This is a genomic window from Corynebacterium sp. CTNIH16, assembly GCF_032821655.1.
Taxonomy (GTDB): domain Bacteria; phylum Actinomycetota; class Actinomycetes; order Mycobacteriales; family Mycobacteriaceae; genus Corynebacterium; species Corynebacterium marquesiae.
This window is the reverse complement of sequence record NZ_JAVBIG010000006.1, coordinates 85,051-99,013: the sequence shown is the minus strand read 5'-3', so window position 1 is coordinate 99,013 and position 13,963 is coordinate 85,051. Positions and strand designations below refer to the sequence as shown.

Sequence of the window (13,963 nt, the reverse complement as noted above, 5' to 3'; positions counted from 1 at the left end):
TAAGTAGTTTCCACAACGTTCAGGAGGACACGTCGTGCCACCCAAGGTCCAAGACACCCACCCACAGGCTGACCAGAATCACGCCCTTGAGGAGGAGACCTCCCGCGCAGCCCGCCGCATCGTGGCCACCTATGCACAGGACTTCCTCGACGGCGTGACCCTGATGTCCATGCTGGGCGTGGAGCCAAAGGGCCTGGTGCACAAGAAGGTGCTGGCGGAGCAGGCCGATGCCGCTCCGAAGAAGTCGACCAAGAAATCCAGCAAAAAGTCCACGAAGAAGTCGACTAAGAAGTCCACCAAGAAATCGACGAAGAAGTCGACCAAGAAGGCTACAAAGAAGGCCACCAAAAAGGCTACGAAGAAGGCCTCCAAGAAGGCAACGAAAAAGCCCACTAAGAAGTCTTAAGTTATTCTTGCACCATGAGTGAGCGTGGCAATGACTTCGTGGTGGTGGCCAACCGCCTGCCGGTAGATCTGGAGACTCGGCCTGATGGCAGCCATACCTGGACGCCCTCGCCGGGCGGTCTGGTCACCGCATTGTCTCCAGTCCTCGAATCGCACCAAGGGTGCTGGGTGGGCTGGCCCGGTGTGGCCGATGCCGCACCAGAGCCCTTCCGCACCGATGCCGGCGTGCTGCTGCACCCGGTCAAGCTCACCGAGTCCGATTTCGAGGGCTTTTATGAGGGCTTTTCTAATGCCACCCTGTGGCCGCTCTACCACGATCTCATCGTCACCCCCACCTATGACCGCGATTGGTGGCACGCCTATCGCGAGGTCAACCTGCGTTTTGCAGATGAAGTAGCTGAGGTCGCCGCCGAGGGTGCCACCGTGTGGGTACAGGACTACCAGCTGCAGCTTTTACCTGGCATCCTGCGCCAGAAGCGCCCCGATCTCACCATCGGATTTTTCCTGCACATTCCCTTCCCTTCTGCCGATCTCTTCCGCCAGCTGCCCTGGCGCGAGGAGCTCGTGCGCGGGCTACTTGGCGCGGATCTCATTGGCTTCCACTTGGAGGCCAATGCCCGCAACTTCTTGGAGCTTGCCCGCCGCCAGGGCCTCCACGTGGAAGGCGAGGCCAGCACCCGCGAGGTCACCGCGCATATTCGCCTGCCGCAGGGGCGCACCATCGGCGTGGGTGCCTTCCCCATTTCTATCGCTGCAAAGGACTTTGCCGCGTTCACTGGGGAGGAGAAGGGGGACGTCGCCAAGCTGCGCGAAGAGCTGGGCTCACCCAAGCGAATCATCTTGGGCGTGGATCGCCTCGATTACACCAAAGGCATCCTGCAGCGGCTGACCGCCTTTGAGGAGTTACTGGACACCGGCGTGCTCGACCCGGAAGAGGTAGCGCTGGTGCAGCTAGCCACGCCGTCACGCGAGCGCCTCGACCATTACAAAGCCACCCGCTCCGAGGTGGAAGAAGCCGTTGGCCGCATCAACGGGCGCTTTGCCCGTGTGGGCCACCCGGTGGTGCACTACCAGCACCGGGGCGTGGCCAAGAGCCTCCTGCGCTGCTACTACCGCATGGCCGATGTCATGCTGGTGACCCCCTTCAAGGACGGTATGAACCTGGTGGCCAAGGAATACGTGGCCTGCCACGACGATGGCTCGGGCGCGCTGGTGCTCTCCGAGTTCGCCGGCGCGGCCGATGAGCTCAGTCAGGCCTACCTGTGCAATCCTTTCGATATCGAGTCTGTCAAGGCCGCCTTGCTCAATGCGCTCAAGGCGCTTGACGATGCCCCCTCCACCATGACCCAGCGCATGCTCACCATGCACCAGCAAGTCACCGAGCACGACGTGCAGCTATGGTCCCAGTCCTTCCTGGGCTGCCTGCGCCAAGCCGAAGAGCAGAGGGCGGACGCATGATGTCTCGCTTTCCCCGCCTGGCCGCAGCGCCCATTGCCGCAACCTGTGCCGCCGCACTACTGGCCGGCTGTGGCTCCAGCGACGAGGAACCGAAAGCCCCTGGCGATGAGCAGATCCTGGACAAACAGTGGCAGGTAGTCTCCATCAACACCACCCCGGATGCGGCCTCCACCATCCCGGAGTCCATTCCGCAGGCACCCACGTTGAGTTTTGGCGAATCCACGATGGTGGGCACCACCGGGTGCGCCCAAATGGTGGGCAAGGTGATCTATTCCGCCGATGATGAGCGCCAAAACATCCGCGAGGGCAACCGCCTCCACTTTGATGAGGTGGAGTTTGACGAGACCGCCGAAGATTGCCACGGCGCGTCCGTGTGGGCCGATAACCTGCTGCGCAACCTGATTTCCGCGGACCACGATTTCCACTACACCGTCAATTCCAATAACCAGCTGGTCTTGGAACTGGTGACAGATGAGGTGGACTCGCCCTCTATCAAGTTGGTTTCCCTCGGCGGTTAGTTGCGTAGGCTGGAAGCCATGACGCTTTCAACCACCATCAAGGCCCTTGCCGCCGCCGAGCACCTCGCGGTGGTCTCGGATTTCGACGGCACGCTCTCCCCCTTCGCCACGGCTATCTATGAGGTCGAAATGAACCAGGAATCACTGAGCGCCCTGGATAAACTGGCCCACCTGCCGAATACCACCGCGGCCGTTCTCTCCGGCCGCCATCTCGAAGGTCTCCAGGGCGTGTGCCCGCTGCGCGAGCCCGTTGTCTTCGGCGGCTCCCACGGTGCCGAATCCTCCTGGGAGGAGACAGATCTGACCCCCGCGATGCGCGAGCACCTCGCCACCAAGGAAGCCGAGATTCGCGAGATCATGGAGCGCTTCCCCGGCGCGGATATCGAGGTCAAGCCCTTCCAGCGCGTGTTGCACCTGCGCGCGCTCGAGGATTCCGATCCAGAGGCTGCCGCCCAGGCTTATGAGGCCGGCCTCGCGCTCGATCCGGGCGGCTTCCCGCGCACGGCCGGCAAGTCCGTCGTGGAGTTCTCCGCCACCCAGGCCACCAAGGGCACGTGGATTGAAAACCTACGCGAGCGCACCGGAGCCACCGCCGTGGTCTTCTTGGGCGATGACGTCACCGACGAGGATGGTTTCCGCGCCCTGCACCAGCCACCAGACGTCGGCGTCAAGGTCGGCGAGGGCGATACGGCGGCCGTAGTGCAGCTTGCCGACGTCGACGCCGTCGCCCACTTCCTCACCGAACTCGCCGCCGCCCGCGCGGCCCATGTCGGCCACCCCGACGCCGGCGGCGCAGCCTAGCGCAGCGCCGTGGAGTACAGCGCTCCTAGCGTGGCGGCGCCACCGTCCGCCCCGCCGCGAAGCTGGTCTGCAGCACGCGCCGCGGCACCGCAGGCTCCACCACCGCTGGCCCAGACATTGCCGGTTCCGCATCGGCCGCCCTTGCAACGGCCTGCTTGGCTGCAGCCGACTCAGTTGCAACCGCAGTTTCGCTCGCATCCGAACCCTCGGCACCGGCGATGAGCTTGGCGAGCATGTGGCCGGCGGCTGCGCCTTTGGCCTTATTGGGTTGGACGATCGTCGTCAAGCCAAGGCGCTGCGCCGCATCAATGCCGTCGAAGCCGGTAACGGACAGCTCACCGGGAATGTCGATGCCCCGCTCGCGCGCATAGGTCATCACGCCCAGCGCCATCGAGTCGGTGGTGCAAAGGACGGCGGTGAGGTCGGGGTGGGCGTCGAGAAGCAACTGCGCGGCCGCCCGCGTGGTGTGCGCATCGTTGATGTGCTGGGTGACCACGGGCACGGTCTCCGGCGCGATGCCCGCCCGCGCAAAGACGTCCATGGCACCCATGACCCGGGCGCGCTGCACGTGCATATCGGCGCCCTGTAGCTCACCCCACGAAATGGGGCCATCGTGGCGCTCGCGTTTGAGGCGAATCGCCAATACGCCAATCTTGCGGTGGCCGGCCTCCACCAGCGCGCGGGCGGCCGGGGCAATCGCCGCGCGGTCATCGATACCCACGAACGGCAGGCCCGAATCCGTTGGCTGATCACAGACCACGACCGGCAGGCTGCGGCCACGCGCCGCCTCCAAGTAGGCATCCCCCGCCGCCACGGAATAGACCACAAAGCCATCCACCGCGGCCGAGCCCACCAGGCTGGCCGCCTCCGCCTCGCCCTCCGGGCCGGCCGGGATGAGGGTGAGCGTGGTCTGCGCGCCGGCCGAGGCCTCTGCCATTCCAGCCAAGAAATCCACTGAGGCCATATCCTCGAAGGCATAGGAGAGGTGCTCGGTCAGCAGCACGCCCACCGAGCCTGCGCGACGGGTGCGCAGGCTGCGGGCCGTGGGGTCCGGCCCGGGGTACCCGCGCGCCTTCGCCGCCGCCAAGATGCGCTCGCGCGTTGCGGCGGAAAGCTGGTCCGGCCGGCTATAGGCATTGGATACCGTCGTGCGCGAAACACCCAGCTCGGCGGCCAGCGAGGCCAGCGTCTTGCGGGTGGGGCTGCGTTTCACCATGACCGCAAGCATACCCCGCGGCCGTATTTTCAATACATATTCAATTGACAATGGTTCCCATCAAACGCACACTGGAAACTATGCATACCTCACTTCGCGCATCCGCAGCCCTCCTCGCGGCCGGTGGCCTCCTGCTGACCGCCACCGCCTGCTCTTCCGACTCCGAGGACTCGGCCGCCGAGCCGGGCGCCCAAAAGAAGATCTCCATCGTCGCGTCCACCTCCATCTGGGCCGACGTCGCCCAAGCCGTGGCCGATACCGCCTCCGGCGTGGACATCGAGGTCAAGCCCATCGTCGAAGGCAACGGCGTAGACCCGCACCACTTCGAGCCTTCCGCGGCCGATATCGCCAAGGCCGAGGACGCGGACCTGCTCGTGGTCAACGGCGGCGGCTACGATTCCTGGATTTACCAGGCCGTCTCCGACCAGGACAACATCATCTCCGCCCTGCCGCTCACCGACCACGGCAAGCTGGCTGATGACCCCAATGTCGTGACCATCGACGCCGCCAAGGCCACCGCCAAGAAGGACCCGGAGAAGGTCACCAACATCGAGGGCAACGAGCACATCTGGTACGACCCAGCGGCGCTTGACGAGGTCGCAGGAAATATCGCTGACCAGATCAACGAGCTCAATACCGATGCTAATGCCAGCACCGAGCGCGTGGACTCCCACGTCGACCGCCTGCGCGACAAGCTCAAGGAGCTGCCGGGCGATCTCTCCTACGCACAGACCGAGCCGATTGCGGATTACATCATGAAGTACACCTCCGGCAAGGACGTCACCCCAGAGGGCTACCGCAAGGCCACCATCTCCGAGGGAGAGCCCACCGCGGCCGACCTCGCCGCCTTCACCAAGGCGATTAAAGAGGAGAAGGTAGACCTACTTATCTTTAACCCACAGACCGAAACCGATACCGCCGGCCGCATCAAGTCCGCCGCGGAGGATGCGGACGTCTCTATCGTCGAAATCGGCGAGACCCCGCCGGATGGCAAAGAATTCTGGACCTACTATGACGAGGTCACCGATTCCCTGGGGCAGCTCTAGTGCTCATCCATTTTCATGACGCAGCGGTTGCCCCGCTGTGGTCCAGCCTTAACCTCGCCGTTGACCGCGGCGAGTTTATCGCCGTTTTGGGCCCCAATGGCGTGGGCAAATCCACCCTGCTCGGCACCATCTTGGGCACCCGCAAGCTCACGGCCGGCAGCGTCGACGTTAACTGCCGCATGGGCTTCATCCCGCAGCAGCGCATGTTCCCGGCCGACCTGCCCCTGCGCGCCCGCGACTTAGTCTCGCTCTCCCTGGCACACGGCGCTTTCCGACGCCGCCGCCCGCCCCGCCGCCGCGTCGACGAGCTCCTCGCCGAGGTGGGCGCCACTGGCCTACGCGACCGCCGCGTCGGCCAGCTTTCCGGCGGCCAGCAGCAGCTCATCCGCCAAGCCCAAGCGCTGGCCAACGACCCCGAGCTCTTCCTCGCCGATGAGCCGCTGCTCTCGCTCGACCCGGCGCGTCAGCAGGCCACCGTGGACAAGCTGGATGCGCTGCGCCGCGAGCGTGGCACTTCCATTATCTTTGTCACCCATGGCATCAACCCCGTACTCGGCGTGACGGATAAGGTGCTCTACCTCGCCCCTGGCGGCCATACCTTCGGCACGGTGGATGAGGTCATGCGCTCCGATGTCCTTTCCGAGCTCTACGGTTCCAAGGTCAACGTCTTAAACGTCGATGGGAGGCTCATCGTTGTCTAGTTTTATGGAAGACACCCAGTACCTTCTCAGCGTGGATTTTGTGCAATCCTCGCTCATCGCCTCCGCGCTGCTGGGCATCCTATCCGGCGTGATGACCTCGCTCATCGTGCTACGCCAGATGTCTTTTTCCGTCCACGCCACCTCCGAGCTCGCGCTCATGGGTGCCTCGGCCGCGCTTCTCTTCGGTCTCAACCTAGGCTTTGGCGCCGTGGCCGGTGCCATCGTGGCCGCCATTATCCTCGCCGTGCTGGGCTTTAAGGGCCAGCAAGACAGCGCCATCGGCGTGGTCATGAGCTTTGGCCTAGGCCTCTCGGTGCTGTTTTTGCACCTCTACCCCGGCAATGCCAATACCGCAATGACGCTTTTGACCGGCCAGATCGTCGGCGTATCTTCCGCCTCGGTCTGGCTTCTGGCCGCAACCACCGTAGTGATCCTCGCCGCCGTCGCCATCCTATGGCGGCCCATGCTCTTCGCCTCGGCCGACCCAGTCATGGCCCAAGCGGCCGGCGTACCCACCCGCTTCATTTCCGTCACCTTCGCCGTACTCGTAGGCTTGGCGGCCGCACAGTCGGTACAAATCGTCGGCTCGCTGCTCGTCATGGCGCTGCTCATTACCCCGGGTGCGGCGGCCGTGCAGATTACCTCCTCGCCCCTGCGCGCGGTCATGTGGGCCACCATCTTTGCTGAGGTCTCGGCCGTCGGCGGCTTTGTCTTGTCGCTCGCGCCCGGCCTGCCGGTCTCGGTTTTCGTCACAACGATTTCTTTTGTCATTTACCTGGTGTGCCGCCTCATTGGCTGGCAGCGCAATAAAAAGGCGGTGCGCGACGAGGTCGCCGCTAGGCGCTTCCACGCCGACTGCCACAGCACCGCCGAGGAGCACCACGCCGACTAGACTGGACGGCTATGCACGTACACCGCCGCACCGCGGATGTGGATGGCCGCACCCGCCGCTTTCTCGTCATCGCGCCGGATAACCCCGGCCCGCGCCCGGACCTCTTGCTCTTCTTCCACGGCTCGCTGCAGTCCGGTAGCGTGATGCGCCGCTTTACTAACGGCACCTTTGACAAGCTTGCCGACACCACCAATACCGTCCTCGTATACCCCGACGGCGTCGACCGCCATTTCAACGATTGCCGCAGCATCCTGCCCGTCACCGCCCGCGCGGAGAACGTGGACGACGTTGCCTTCGCCGCCTTCCTCGTCGAGGAGATGCGGCGCGAATTCGGCACCGCCCGTACCTTTGCCTGCGGCTACTCCAACGGCGGGCAGATGGTGCTCCGCTTGCTTTTCGACGCCCCCTTTAGCCTCACCCGCGCTTGCATCTTCGCCTCCACCCTGGGCGAGGGCGATAACCACGCGCCCAGCAACCCGGCCAGCTACCGGCCCACGCCGCTGCTGTTTTTCCACGGCACCGCCGACCCATACGCGCCATACGAGGGCGGGGTCGCCGGGCTGGACGCCGAGCGCACCCGCGGCCGCGTGCTTTCCGCGCCGGCCACCGCCGAGCACTTCGCACTGGCCAATGCCTGCCAGCCACCCCGCGACTACCACCCCACCGCGGATGTCACCGCCACCGCATACGGCGGCGATTTTCCCGTCGAACTGTGGACAATGGAGGGTCTCGGCCACGTGATTCCCTCTAGCATGAAAACCGACCCACGCATAGGCCCAAATACGGATTCCTTCCGCGCTGTGGATAAGGTTCGCGAGTTCTTCGGCCTCGACGACGCCCAGGCCTAGTTATCCACACCCGCACCCAACGCACCGCGCGCCGGCTTGCACCCGCACTTAATGTGTGGAGCCGTGAACGCGCTACAGAAATTCTTGACGGGCCTGGCCGCCGGCATGGACATTATCGCCGACTGCCACGGCCTTACTAAGCGCGCTTATCGACGCCGGCTGCCCCGACACCACCGCCGCCCGCCTCCTTGCCCTCGCCGATACCTACTTCGGCCCCACCGCCTTTAGCCGCCTCCAGCGCGAAACCGCCGCCGCAGCCCGCACCAACGAGCACAGCCTCACCGCGCTGCTGGCCATCGAGCGCCACGCCACCAAGCTGAAAAATAAGCGCCAGGCCTGGGCGCTGCGGCGGGAGCTATGGGGGATGAAGGGGGATGCGTCGGACGTCGATAAGCAGGGGCGCAAGCGCGTGCGTGAGATTAAAGGCCCGCCGCAGCGCACACCCGGTGTCAAGCTCTACCGTCGCGCCGATGGCCCCTGGACCATGACAATTACCGGCAAGTCTGCGGACATCGCGGATATGCACGCCGCGCTTGATAAGGACGCCCCGCTCGATTCGATGCGCAAGATTTTCCAAGGCACCGCCGCAGCTTCCCCGGCGGTCGTGACCACCAATGTGGTGCTGCGCCTAGACGAACTCGACCGTGTCGTCGACACCGCGGGCGATGACATCACCCTGCAGCTCACCAATGGTGCCCGAATGACCGGCGCGGACTTGGTGCGCCGCGCATTTACCGCGCACGGCTACGTCACCTTGATCCACCCCGTGAAGGGCCCAGTAAACCTGTACCGCAGCGAGCGGCTCGCCTCGCCGAAGCAACGCACCATGGCCGCCGCGGAAAATCCCACCTGCCCGTGGCCGCAGTGCAACTACCCCGCCGATGAATGCCAAGTCCACCACCTCACCGCGTGGCGCCACGGCGGCGAAACAAACCCCGAAAATCTCACCATCGCCTGCCCGTATCACAATGGCGTCAACGACGATAACCCCAACGCCCCGCCGCTACGCGGCCGCCTAGCCCGGGTAAATGGCACCATTAAGTGGCTGCCGCCCTGGGCGGAAAACGGCTAGAGATTACTGGGCCGCGCGGCGCTGGCGTGCGAATTCGGAGAGCACGGAGCCCGCTGCGACGGAAGCATTGAGGGACTCGACCCAGTCCGTCATCGGGATGGACATGATGACGTCACAATTCTCGCGCACGAGGCGGGAGATGCCCTTGCCTTCGGAACCAATGACGATCACCACGGGATCCGTCGCGCCGTTATAAGTATCCAGCGTGTGCTCGCCGCCGGCATCCAGGCCGACGACCTGGTAGCCACTCTTTTGGAATTGCTGCACGGTGCGGGTGATATTCGTCGCGCGGGCAACCGGCAGGCGCGCCGCTGTACCGGCCGAGGTACGCCACGCCACGGCGGTTACGGAGGCGGAGCGGCGCTCAGGAATGATGACGCCATCGCCACCGAAGGCCGCCACGGAGCGGATGACCGCGCCGAGGTTGCGCGGGTCGGTGATGTTATCCAAGATGACGAACATGCCTGGGCGTGCGTTCTCGGCCGCACGGGCGATGAGCTCATCGACGTCGGCGTACTTATACGGCGGGATCTGCAACCCGATGCCTTGGTGCATGCCGTTTCCGGTCATGCGGTCCATCTCGTGGCGCTGCACCTCGATGATGGGGATATTGCGGGTATTGCACATGGCCACGGCCTCGGACAGCCGCTTGTCGTTGCGGGTACCGGCCACGATGTAGAGCGTGGTAGCCGGCACCTTTGCGTGCAGACACTCGATGACCGGGTTGCGGCCCACGACCATCTCGGCGGTCTCCTTCTGGTGGCGGCCGGAATTGCGGCGCTCGCGTTCCAACTTGGCCTTGTGCTTGGCGTGGTAGATGCGGTCCTCTGCCTTGGGCGTCGGGCCCTTACCGGCCAAGCCCTTGCGGCGCTGGCCGCCGGAGCCCTTGGTTGCGCCCTTCTTATTGGTCTTGCGGATTCCCGCGCCACCGCGGCCGTGAGTACGTGCCATAATTTATGTCCTTTCGGAGTGCTTAACGCTGCGCCAGCGACCAAGTCGGGCCGTCTGGGGTATCGGTGATGGTGATGCCGGCGGCCGCGAGGCGGTCTCGGACGGCGTCGGCAGTAGCGAAGTCCTTGTCCGCGCGCGCCTGGGTGCGCCGCTCCAGCTCAGCTTGTACCAGCGCATCCAGCGCGGCATCCGCCCCGCTAGCTTGCGCTCCATCTTCCCACTCCAGCGGGTCAAATCCAAGTACGTGCGCCATCGCGCGGACCTGGCCAGCCAGCGTGCGTGCCTCGGCCTCATCGCCGGCCGCGAGCGCCTTATTACCGGCTCGGACGGTGGTGTGGATTTCCGCCAAGGCCTTGGGCACACCGATGTCATCATTCATCGCGTCTGCAAAGCCCTGCGTCCACTCGCCCAGCTCTAGGTCATCGAAGTGAGCGAGGAAGTCCTCGATGCGGCGGTAGCCAGCGGCGGCCTCGGTCAGCGCGGCCTCGGAATACTCCAGCACGGAGCGGTAGTGTGCCGAGCCCAGGTAGTAGCGCAGTTCCACCGGGCGCACCAGCTCCAACATATTCGGGATGGACAACACGTTGCCCAGGGACTTCGACATCTTCTCGCCCGACATCGTCACCCAGTGATTGTGCATCCAGTAGTTGGCGAACTTATCGCCGGCCGCATGCGACTGCGCGATTTCGTTCTCGTGGTGTGGGAACTGCAGGTCTAGGCCGCCGCAGTGGATATCGAAATTAGAGCCCAGGTAATAGGTGGACATGGCCGAGCACTCTAGGTGCCAGCCAGGGCGGCCGTCGCCCCACGGGGTAGGCCAGCTGGGCTCGCCCGGCTTCGCGGCCTTCCACAGGGCAAAGTCCTGTGCGCCGCGCTTGGCGGAATCCTCGCCTTCGCCCTGCTCCATTTCCTCTACCTTGTTGCCGGACAGCGAACCGTAATCAGATCCTTCGGCCTTGGTCCAGGCGGCGACATCGAAGTAGACGGAGCCGTCGGCGGGGTAGGCAAAGCCGGCGTCGATAAGCCGCTGCATATAGTCGACCATCTGGGTGACAAAGCCGGTCGCACGCGGCTCGACCGAAGGCGGGATGACGCCCAGGGTGTTATAGGCCTTAGTGAACTCGCGCTCATAGGTGGACACCCACTCCCACCAGGGGCGATTTTTCTCGGCCGCCTTGGTGAGGATCTTGTCATCGATATCAGTGACGTTGCGCACCAGGGCTACGTCATAGCCTTGGGCGAGCAGCCAGCGGCGCAGGATGTCGAAGGCGACGCCGGAGCGCAAGTGCCCGATGTGCGGCTGGGCCTGCGGGGTGGCGCCGCACAAATAGATGGAGGCGTGGCCAGGGCGAATCGGCTCGAAATCGCGTTGGCTGCGGGTGGCTGTGTCATAAATGCGCAAAGTACTCACGCCACCCAGTCTAATTGACGCGTGCGCGGGGTTAGTGCGGTGGGCTAGGCGCGCCAGACGACGGCCGTGGCAACCGCCGCGCGGCCCTCCTTACGGCCGGTGAACCCCATATGGTCCGTCGTCGTGGCAGAGACGGACACGGGGGCACCGAGGATTTCGCCCAACACAGCCTCGGCCTCTGCGCGGCGCGGGCCCATTTTGGGGGTTTGGCCGATAAGCTGCGCGGCGGCATTGCCGATGATGAACCCTTCGGATTCGAGCAGTTCGCGGCATTCGCGCAGCAGTTTCGCTCCGGATACGCCGTCGTATTCGGGCCGGCCGACGCCCACGAAAGAGCCGAGGTCGCCGTGGTGGGAGGCGGATAAGAGGGCGTCGACAAGCGCGTGCGCTACCACGTCCCCATCGGAGTGGCCCTCGCAGCCATCCACGTCCTCGAAGAGTAGGCCGGCGATCCAGCAGTCCTTGCCGGCCTCGATCTGGTGGGCGTCGGTGGCGATGCCAACGCGCGGGATAATCGGGTTAGTCATGGTTCTCCTCGGTCAGGGCGTGGGCCAGGGTGAGATCGATGGGCGTGGTGATCTTGAAAGCCCGGGTATCGCCCGGCACGGTCGCTACGCGCTCGCCGTGCCATTCCATGAGGCTGGCGTCATCCGTGGCGGTAAATTCGGGCTGCTGGGCCCAATAATCGAGGTTGGCCTGGCGCAGCGCGGAAAGGCGGAAGGCCTGCGGGGTTTGCACGGCGCGCAGGCGGGAGCGGTCGGGCGTGCTCAGCACGGCGTCGGCCGCGACTTCCTTGATGGTATCGGCCACGGGGACCACGGGCACGGCCGCGGGGGCGCCTTCGAGCACACGCTTGGCGACGTCCCGCACCATCGCCGGCGGGGTCAGCGCCCGGGCCGCATCGTGGATGAGTACCACGGCGTCGTCGTCGGGGATTGCCTGGAGTCCGGCCCACACGGAATCAGCGCGCTCGCTGCCGCCGTGCACGAGGCGGATAGGCGCGGCGTTTGTAGCGCTTTTTGCGCCTGCGGTGTCGATGCGGCCGATAATGTTCGCGGCTTCGGCCTCCATGTCTGGGCTGACCAGCACAATGACCTCATCGACCACGCCGGAGGCCAGCAGCGTGCGCACGGAGCGCTCTAGGAGGGTGCGCCCACGCAGCTCGACATAAGCCTTGGGCACCTCAGCACCGAGGCGGGTGCCCTGGCCGGCGGCCGCGATGAGCGCGATGACGCGCGGTTTAGTCTTCGTCGTCGAAGGAGAGGTCATCGAGATCGATGTCGTTGTCGATATCGGTGGTGATGGACTTATCGTCTACCAATCCGGCCGCGCGGTGGCGCTCGATGGTGGCATCGATCTCTTCCATCATGGTGTCGGCCTTCTTCTCATCAACCGGCTTGGCCAGCGCGAGCTCGCCCACCAGGATGGTGCGGGCCTTGCCCAGCATGCGCTTCTCGCCGGCCGAGAGGCCACGGTCCTGGTCGCGACGCCACAGGTCGCGAACGACCTCGGCGACCTTATTGATATCGCCGGAGGCCAAGCGCTCCTGGTTAGCCTTATAACGGCGGGACCAGTTGCCAGCCTCTTCAACGTCCTCGTCACGCAGCACGGAAAAGACCTTTTCCAGGCCTTCCTTGCCCACGACGTCGCGCACGCCGACGTTATCGGCGTTCTTGATGGGCACGCGGACGACTAGGTCGGACTGGTTGATGTGCAGCACCAGGTATTCCAGCGTCTCGCCACCCATCTCGCGGGTCTCGATATCCTCGATGACGGCCGCACCGTGGTGCGGGTAGACGACGACCTCGCCGACCTTATACTCCATTGCCACTCCTTGTTTCCCGTTTTATCCCGGTTGACTAAGGCCGTCATTTTATCACGAGCGGCCGCCCCGCCTGCGGATACCCCCGTATACCCCCACGGTCTACCCGCCCGGTTTGGGACTAACTGTGTACTTTATTGCCAAAGGGACTAGGCTAAAGCGTTGACAAGCCCTGTGATCGCAATTGATGGAGGATGCTCAACGTGCAGTCCCTGAAGTCCGCCGCCCGCCGCGGTGCCATTATTTCCGTTACCGCCGTCTCCGCTCTGGCGCTGGCTTCTTGCTCGGCGGGTCAGGTCACCCAGACCGCCGATAAGGTGGCGGCGGTCGATGGTGCTTCTGCAAGCACGGATGATAACAAGGTTGCAGTTCGCGATGTCACCATCTTGGTGGAGCCGGATGGCAGCGCAGCGTTGAAGTTTAGCGCGGTCAACCAAGGCTACGACACCGATGTCATCTCCCTGGAGTCCGTAGAGGTCGATGGCCAGCGCGTAGAGATGGACAAGGCTCAGCCGCTGCACCGCGACCAGTCCATCATCGCGGATTCCCAGAAGAACCTGGAGGCTCACCCCCAGCAGGATTCCGAAACCGTCCAGTACATCGCCACCAAGCTGAAAAACGATGACTTTGGCTATGCCGGCGACCGCCCAGTTACCTTCGAGTTCTCCAATGGTTCCGTCGACGTGGACGCCACCATTGCCGCCACCCAGATGCAGTCCGGCGAATTCGACCGCGACGTCGAGTCCGCTGAGGGCTACTCCTCCGAGGCCCCGAAGAACTAAGCCGCAGCGCTTCCGCCCCCAGCCTCCCTTTCCGGGCTGG

At 64.5% G+C, this 13,963-nt stretch carries 15 protein-coding genes and 1 pseudogene; 10 read left to right on the top strand and 6 right to left on the bottom strand.

The annotated features are described in order from the left end of the window. The first annotated feature begins 34 nt into the window (after positions 1-34). The 4 genes from RAE04_RS07270 to otsB are packed head-to-tail and all read left to right on the top strand — an operon-like array spanning position 35 to position 3,182. Positions 35-406, top strand: coding sequence for a hypothetical protein (locus RAE04_RS07270; RefSeq protein ID WP_317026914.1), 372 nt, complete (start codon positions 35-37; stop codon positions 404-406). 14 nt (positions 407-420) lie between these two features. After that, the gene (locus RAE04_RS07265; RefSeq protein WP_317026913.1) at positions 421-1,863 is read left to right on the top strand and encodes a trehalose-6-phosphate synthase; all 1,443 of its coding nucleotides are present in this window, start codon (positions 421-423) and stop codon (positions 1,861-1,863) included. Beyond that, positions 1,860-2,381: a hypothetical protein gene (locus RAE04_RS07260; protein ID WP_198492049.1), complete on the top strand. Its 522-nt coding sequence runs from the start codon at positions 1,860-1,862 to the stop codon at positions 2,379-2,381. Before RAE04_RS07265 ends, RAE04_RS07260 begins: the two co-directional genes overlap by 4 nt. Positions 2,382-2,399: 18 nt before the next feature. Next, entirely contained in the window at positions 2,400-3,182 is a 783-nt protein-coding gene (otsB, locus tag RAE04_RS07255; RefSeq protein WP_317026912.1) for a trehalose-phosphatase, read from the top strand. A 25-nt stretch (positions 3,183-3,207) separates the two neighbouring features. Here the strand turns inward: otsB and RAE04_RS07250 are convergent, their stop codons facing one another. Then, a complete protein-coding gene (locus tag RAE04_RS07250; RefSeq protein WP_317026911.1) occupies positions 3,208-4,398 on the bottom strand; it encodes a LacI family DNA-binding transcriptional regulator in 1,191 nt (396 codons plus the stop codon). A gap of 50 nt (positions 4,399-4,448) precedes the next feature. Between RAE04_RS07250 and RAE04_RS07245 the strand changes: the two genes are divergently transcribed. From RAE04_RS07245 to RAE04_RS07225, 5 genes and pseudogenes are all read left to right on the top strand, one after another. Further along, positions 4,449-5,444, top strand: coding sequence for a metal ABC transporter solute-binding protein, Zn/Mn family (locus tag RAE04_RS07245; RefSeq protein WP_408933156.1), 996 nt, complete (start codon positions 4,449-4,451; stop codon positions 5,442-5,444). Then, positions 5,444-6,145, top strand: coding sequence for a metal ABC transporter ATP-binding protein (locus tag RAE04_RS07240; RefSeq protein ID WP_317026909.1), 702 nt, complete (start codon positions 5,444-5,446; stop codon positions 6,143-6,145). The genes RAE04_RS07245 and RAE04_RS07240 overlap by 1 nt, the downstream gene beginning before the upstream one ends. Further along, complete coding sequence (locus RAE04_RS07235) at positions 6,123-7,037, top strand: metal ABC transporter permease (protein WP_316127347.1); 915 nt, start codon at positions 6,123-6,125, stop codon at positions 7,035-7,037. Before RAE04_RS07240 ends, RAE04_RS07235 begins: the two co-directional genes overlap by 23 nt. Before the next feature lie 11 nt (positions 7,038-7,048). Continuing rightward, positions 7,049-7,885, top strand: coding sequence for a hypothetical protein (locus tag RAE04_RS07230; protein WP_317026908.1), 837 nt, complete (start codon positions 7,049-7,051; stop codon positions 7,883-7,885). 63 nt (positions 7,886-7,948) lie between these two features. Then, a pseudogene (locus RAE04_RS07225) lies at positions 7,949-8,957 on the top strand (HNH endonuclease signature motif containing protein). A gap of 3 nt (positions 8,958-8,960) precedes the next feature. On the opposite strand, the gene rlmB reads toward RAE04_RS07225, so the two are convergent. The 5 genes from rlmB to RAE04_RS07200 are packed head-to-tail and all read right to left on the bottom strand — an operon-like array spanning position 8,961 to position 13,144. After that, positions 8,961-9,908 carry a 23S rRNA (guanosine(2251)-2'-O)-methyltransferase RlmB gene (gene rlmB / locus RAE04_RS07220; RefSeq protein WP_049377351.1) on the bottom strand — a complete coding sequence of 316 codons (948 nt, stop codon included), beginning with the start codon at positions 9,906-9,908 and terminating at the stop codon, positions 8,961-8,963. A gap of 22 nt (positions 9,909-9,930) precedes the next feature. Continuing rightward, entirely contained in the window at positions 9,931-11,319 is a 1,389-nt protein-coding gene (gene cysS / locus RAE04_RS07215; protein WP_317026907.1) for a cysteine--tRNA ligase, read from the bottom strand. Positions 11,320-11,363: 44 nt separating this feature from the next. Then, positions 11,364-11,846 carry a 2-C-methyl-D-erythritol 2,4-cyclodiphosphate synthase gene (gene ispF / locus RAE04_RS07210; RefSeq protein WP_317026906.1) on the bottom strand — a complete coding sequence of 161 codons (483 nt, stop codon included), beginning with the start codon at positions 11,844-11,846 and terminating at the stop codon, positions 11,364-11,366. Beyond that, a complete protein-coding gene (gene ispD / locus RAE04_RS07205; RefSeq protein ID WP_317026905.1) occupies positions 11,839-12,588 on the bottom strand; it encodes a 2-C-methyl-D-erythritol 4-phosphate cytidylyltransferase in 750 nt (249 codons plus the stop codon). The genes ispF and ispD overlap by 8 nt, the downstream gene beginning before the upstream one ends. Then, entirely contained in the window at positions 12,560-13,144 is a 585-nt protein-coding gene (locus RAE04_RS07200) for a CarD family transcriptional regulator (RefSeq protein WP_005325718.1), read from the bottom strand. The genes ispD and RAE04_RS07200 overlap by 29 nt, the downstream gene beginning before the upstream one ends. A gap of 191 nt (positions 13,145-13,335) precedes the next feature. Here RAE04_RS07200 and RAE04_RS07195 point away from each other — a divergent pair, with 191 nt between their 5' ends. Next, the gene (locus tag RAE04_RS07195) at positions 13,336-13,923 is read left to right on the top strand and encodes a hypothetical protein (protein WP_049377346.1); all 588 of its coding nucleotides are present in this window, start codon (positions 13,336-13,338) and stop codon (positions 13,921-13,923) included. Positions 13,924-13,963 lie beyond the last annotated feature (40 nt).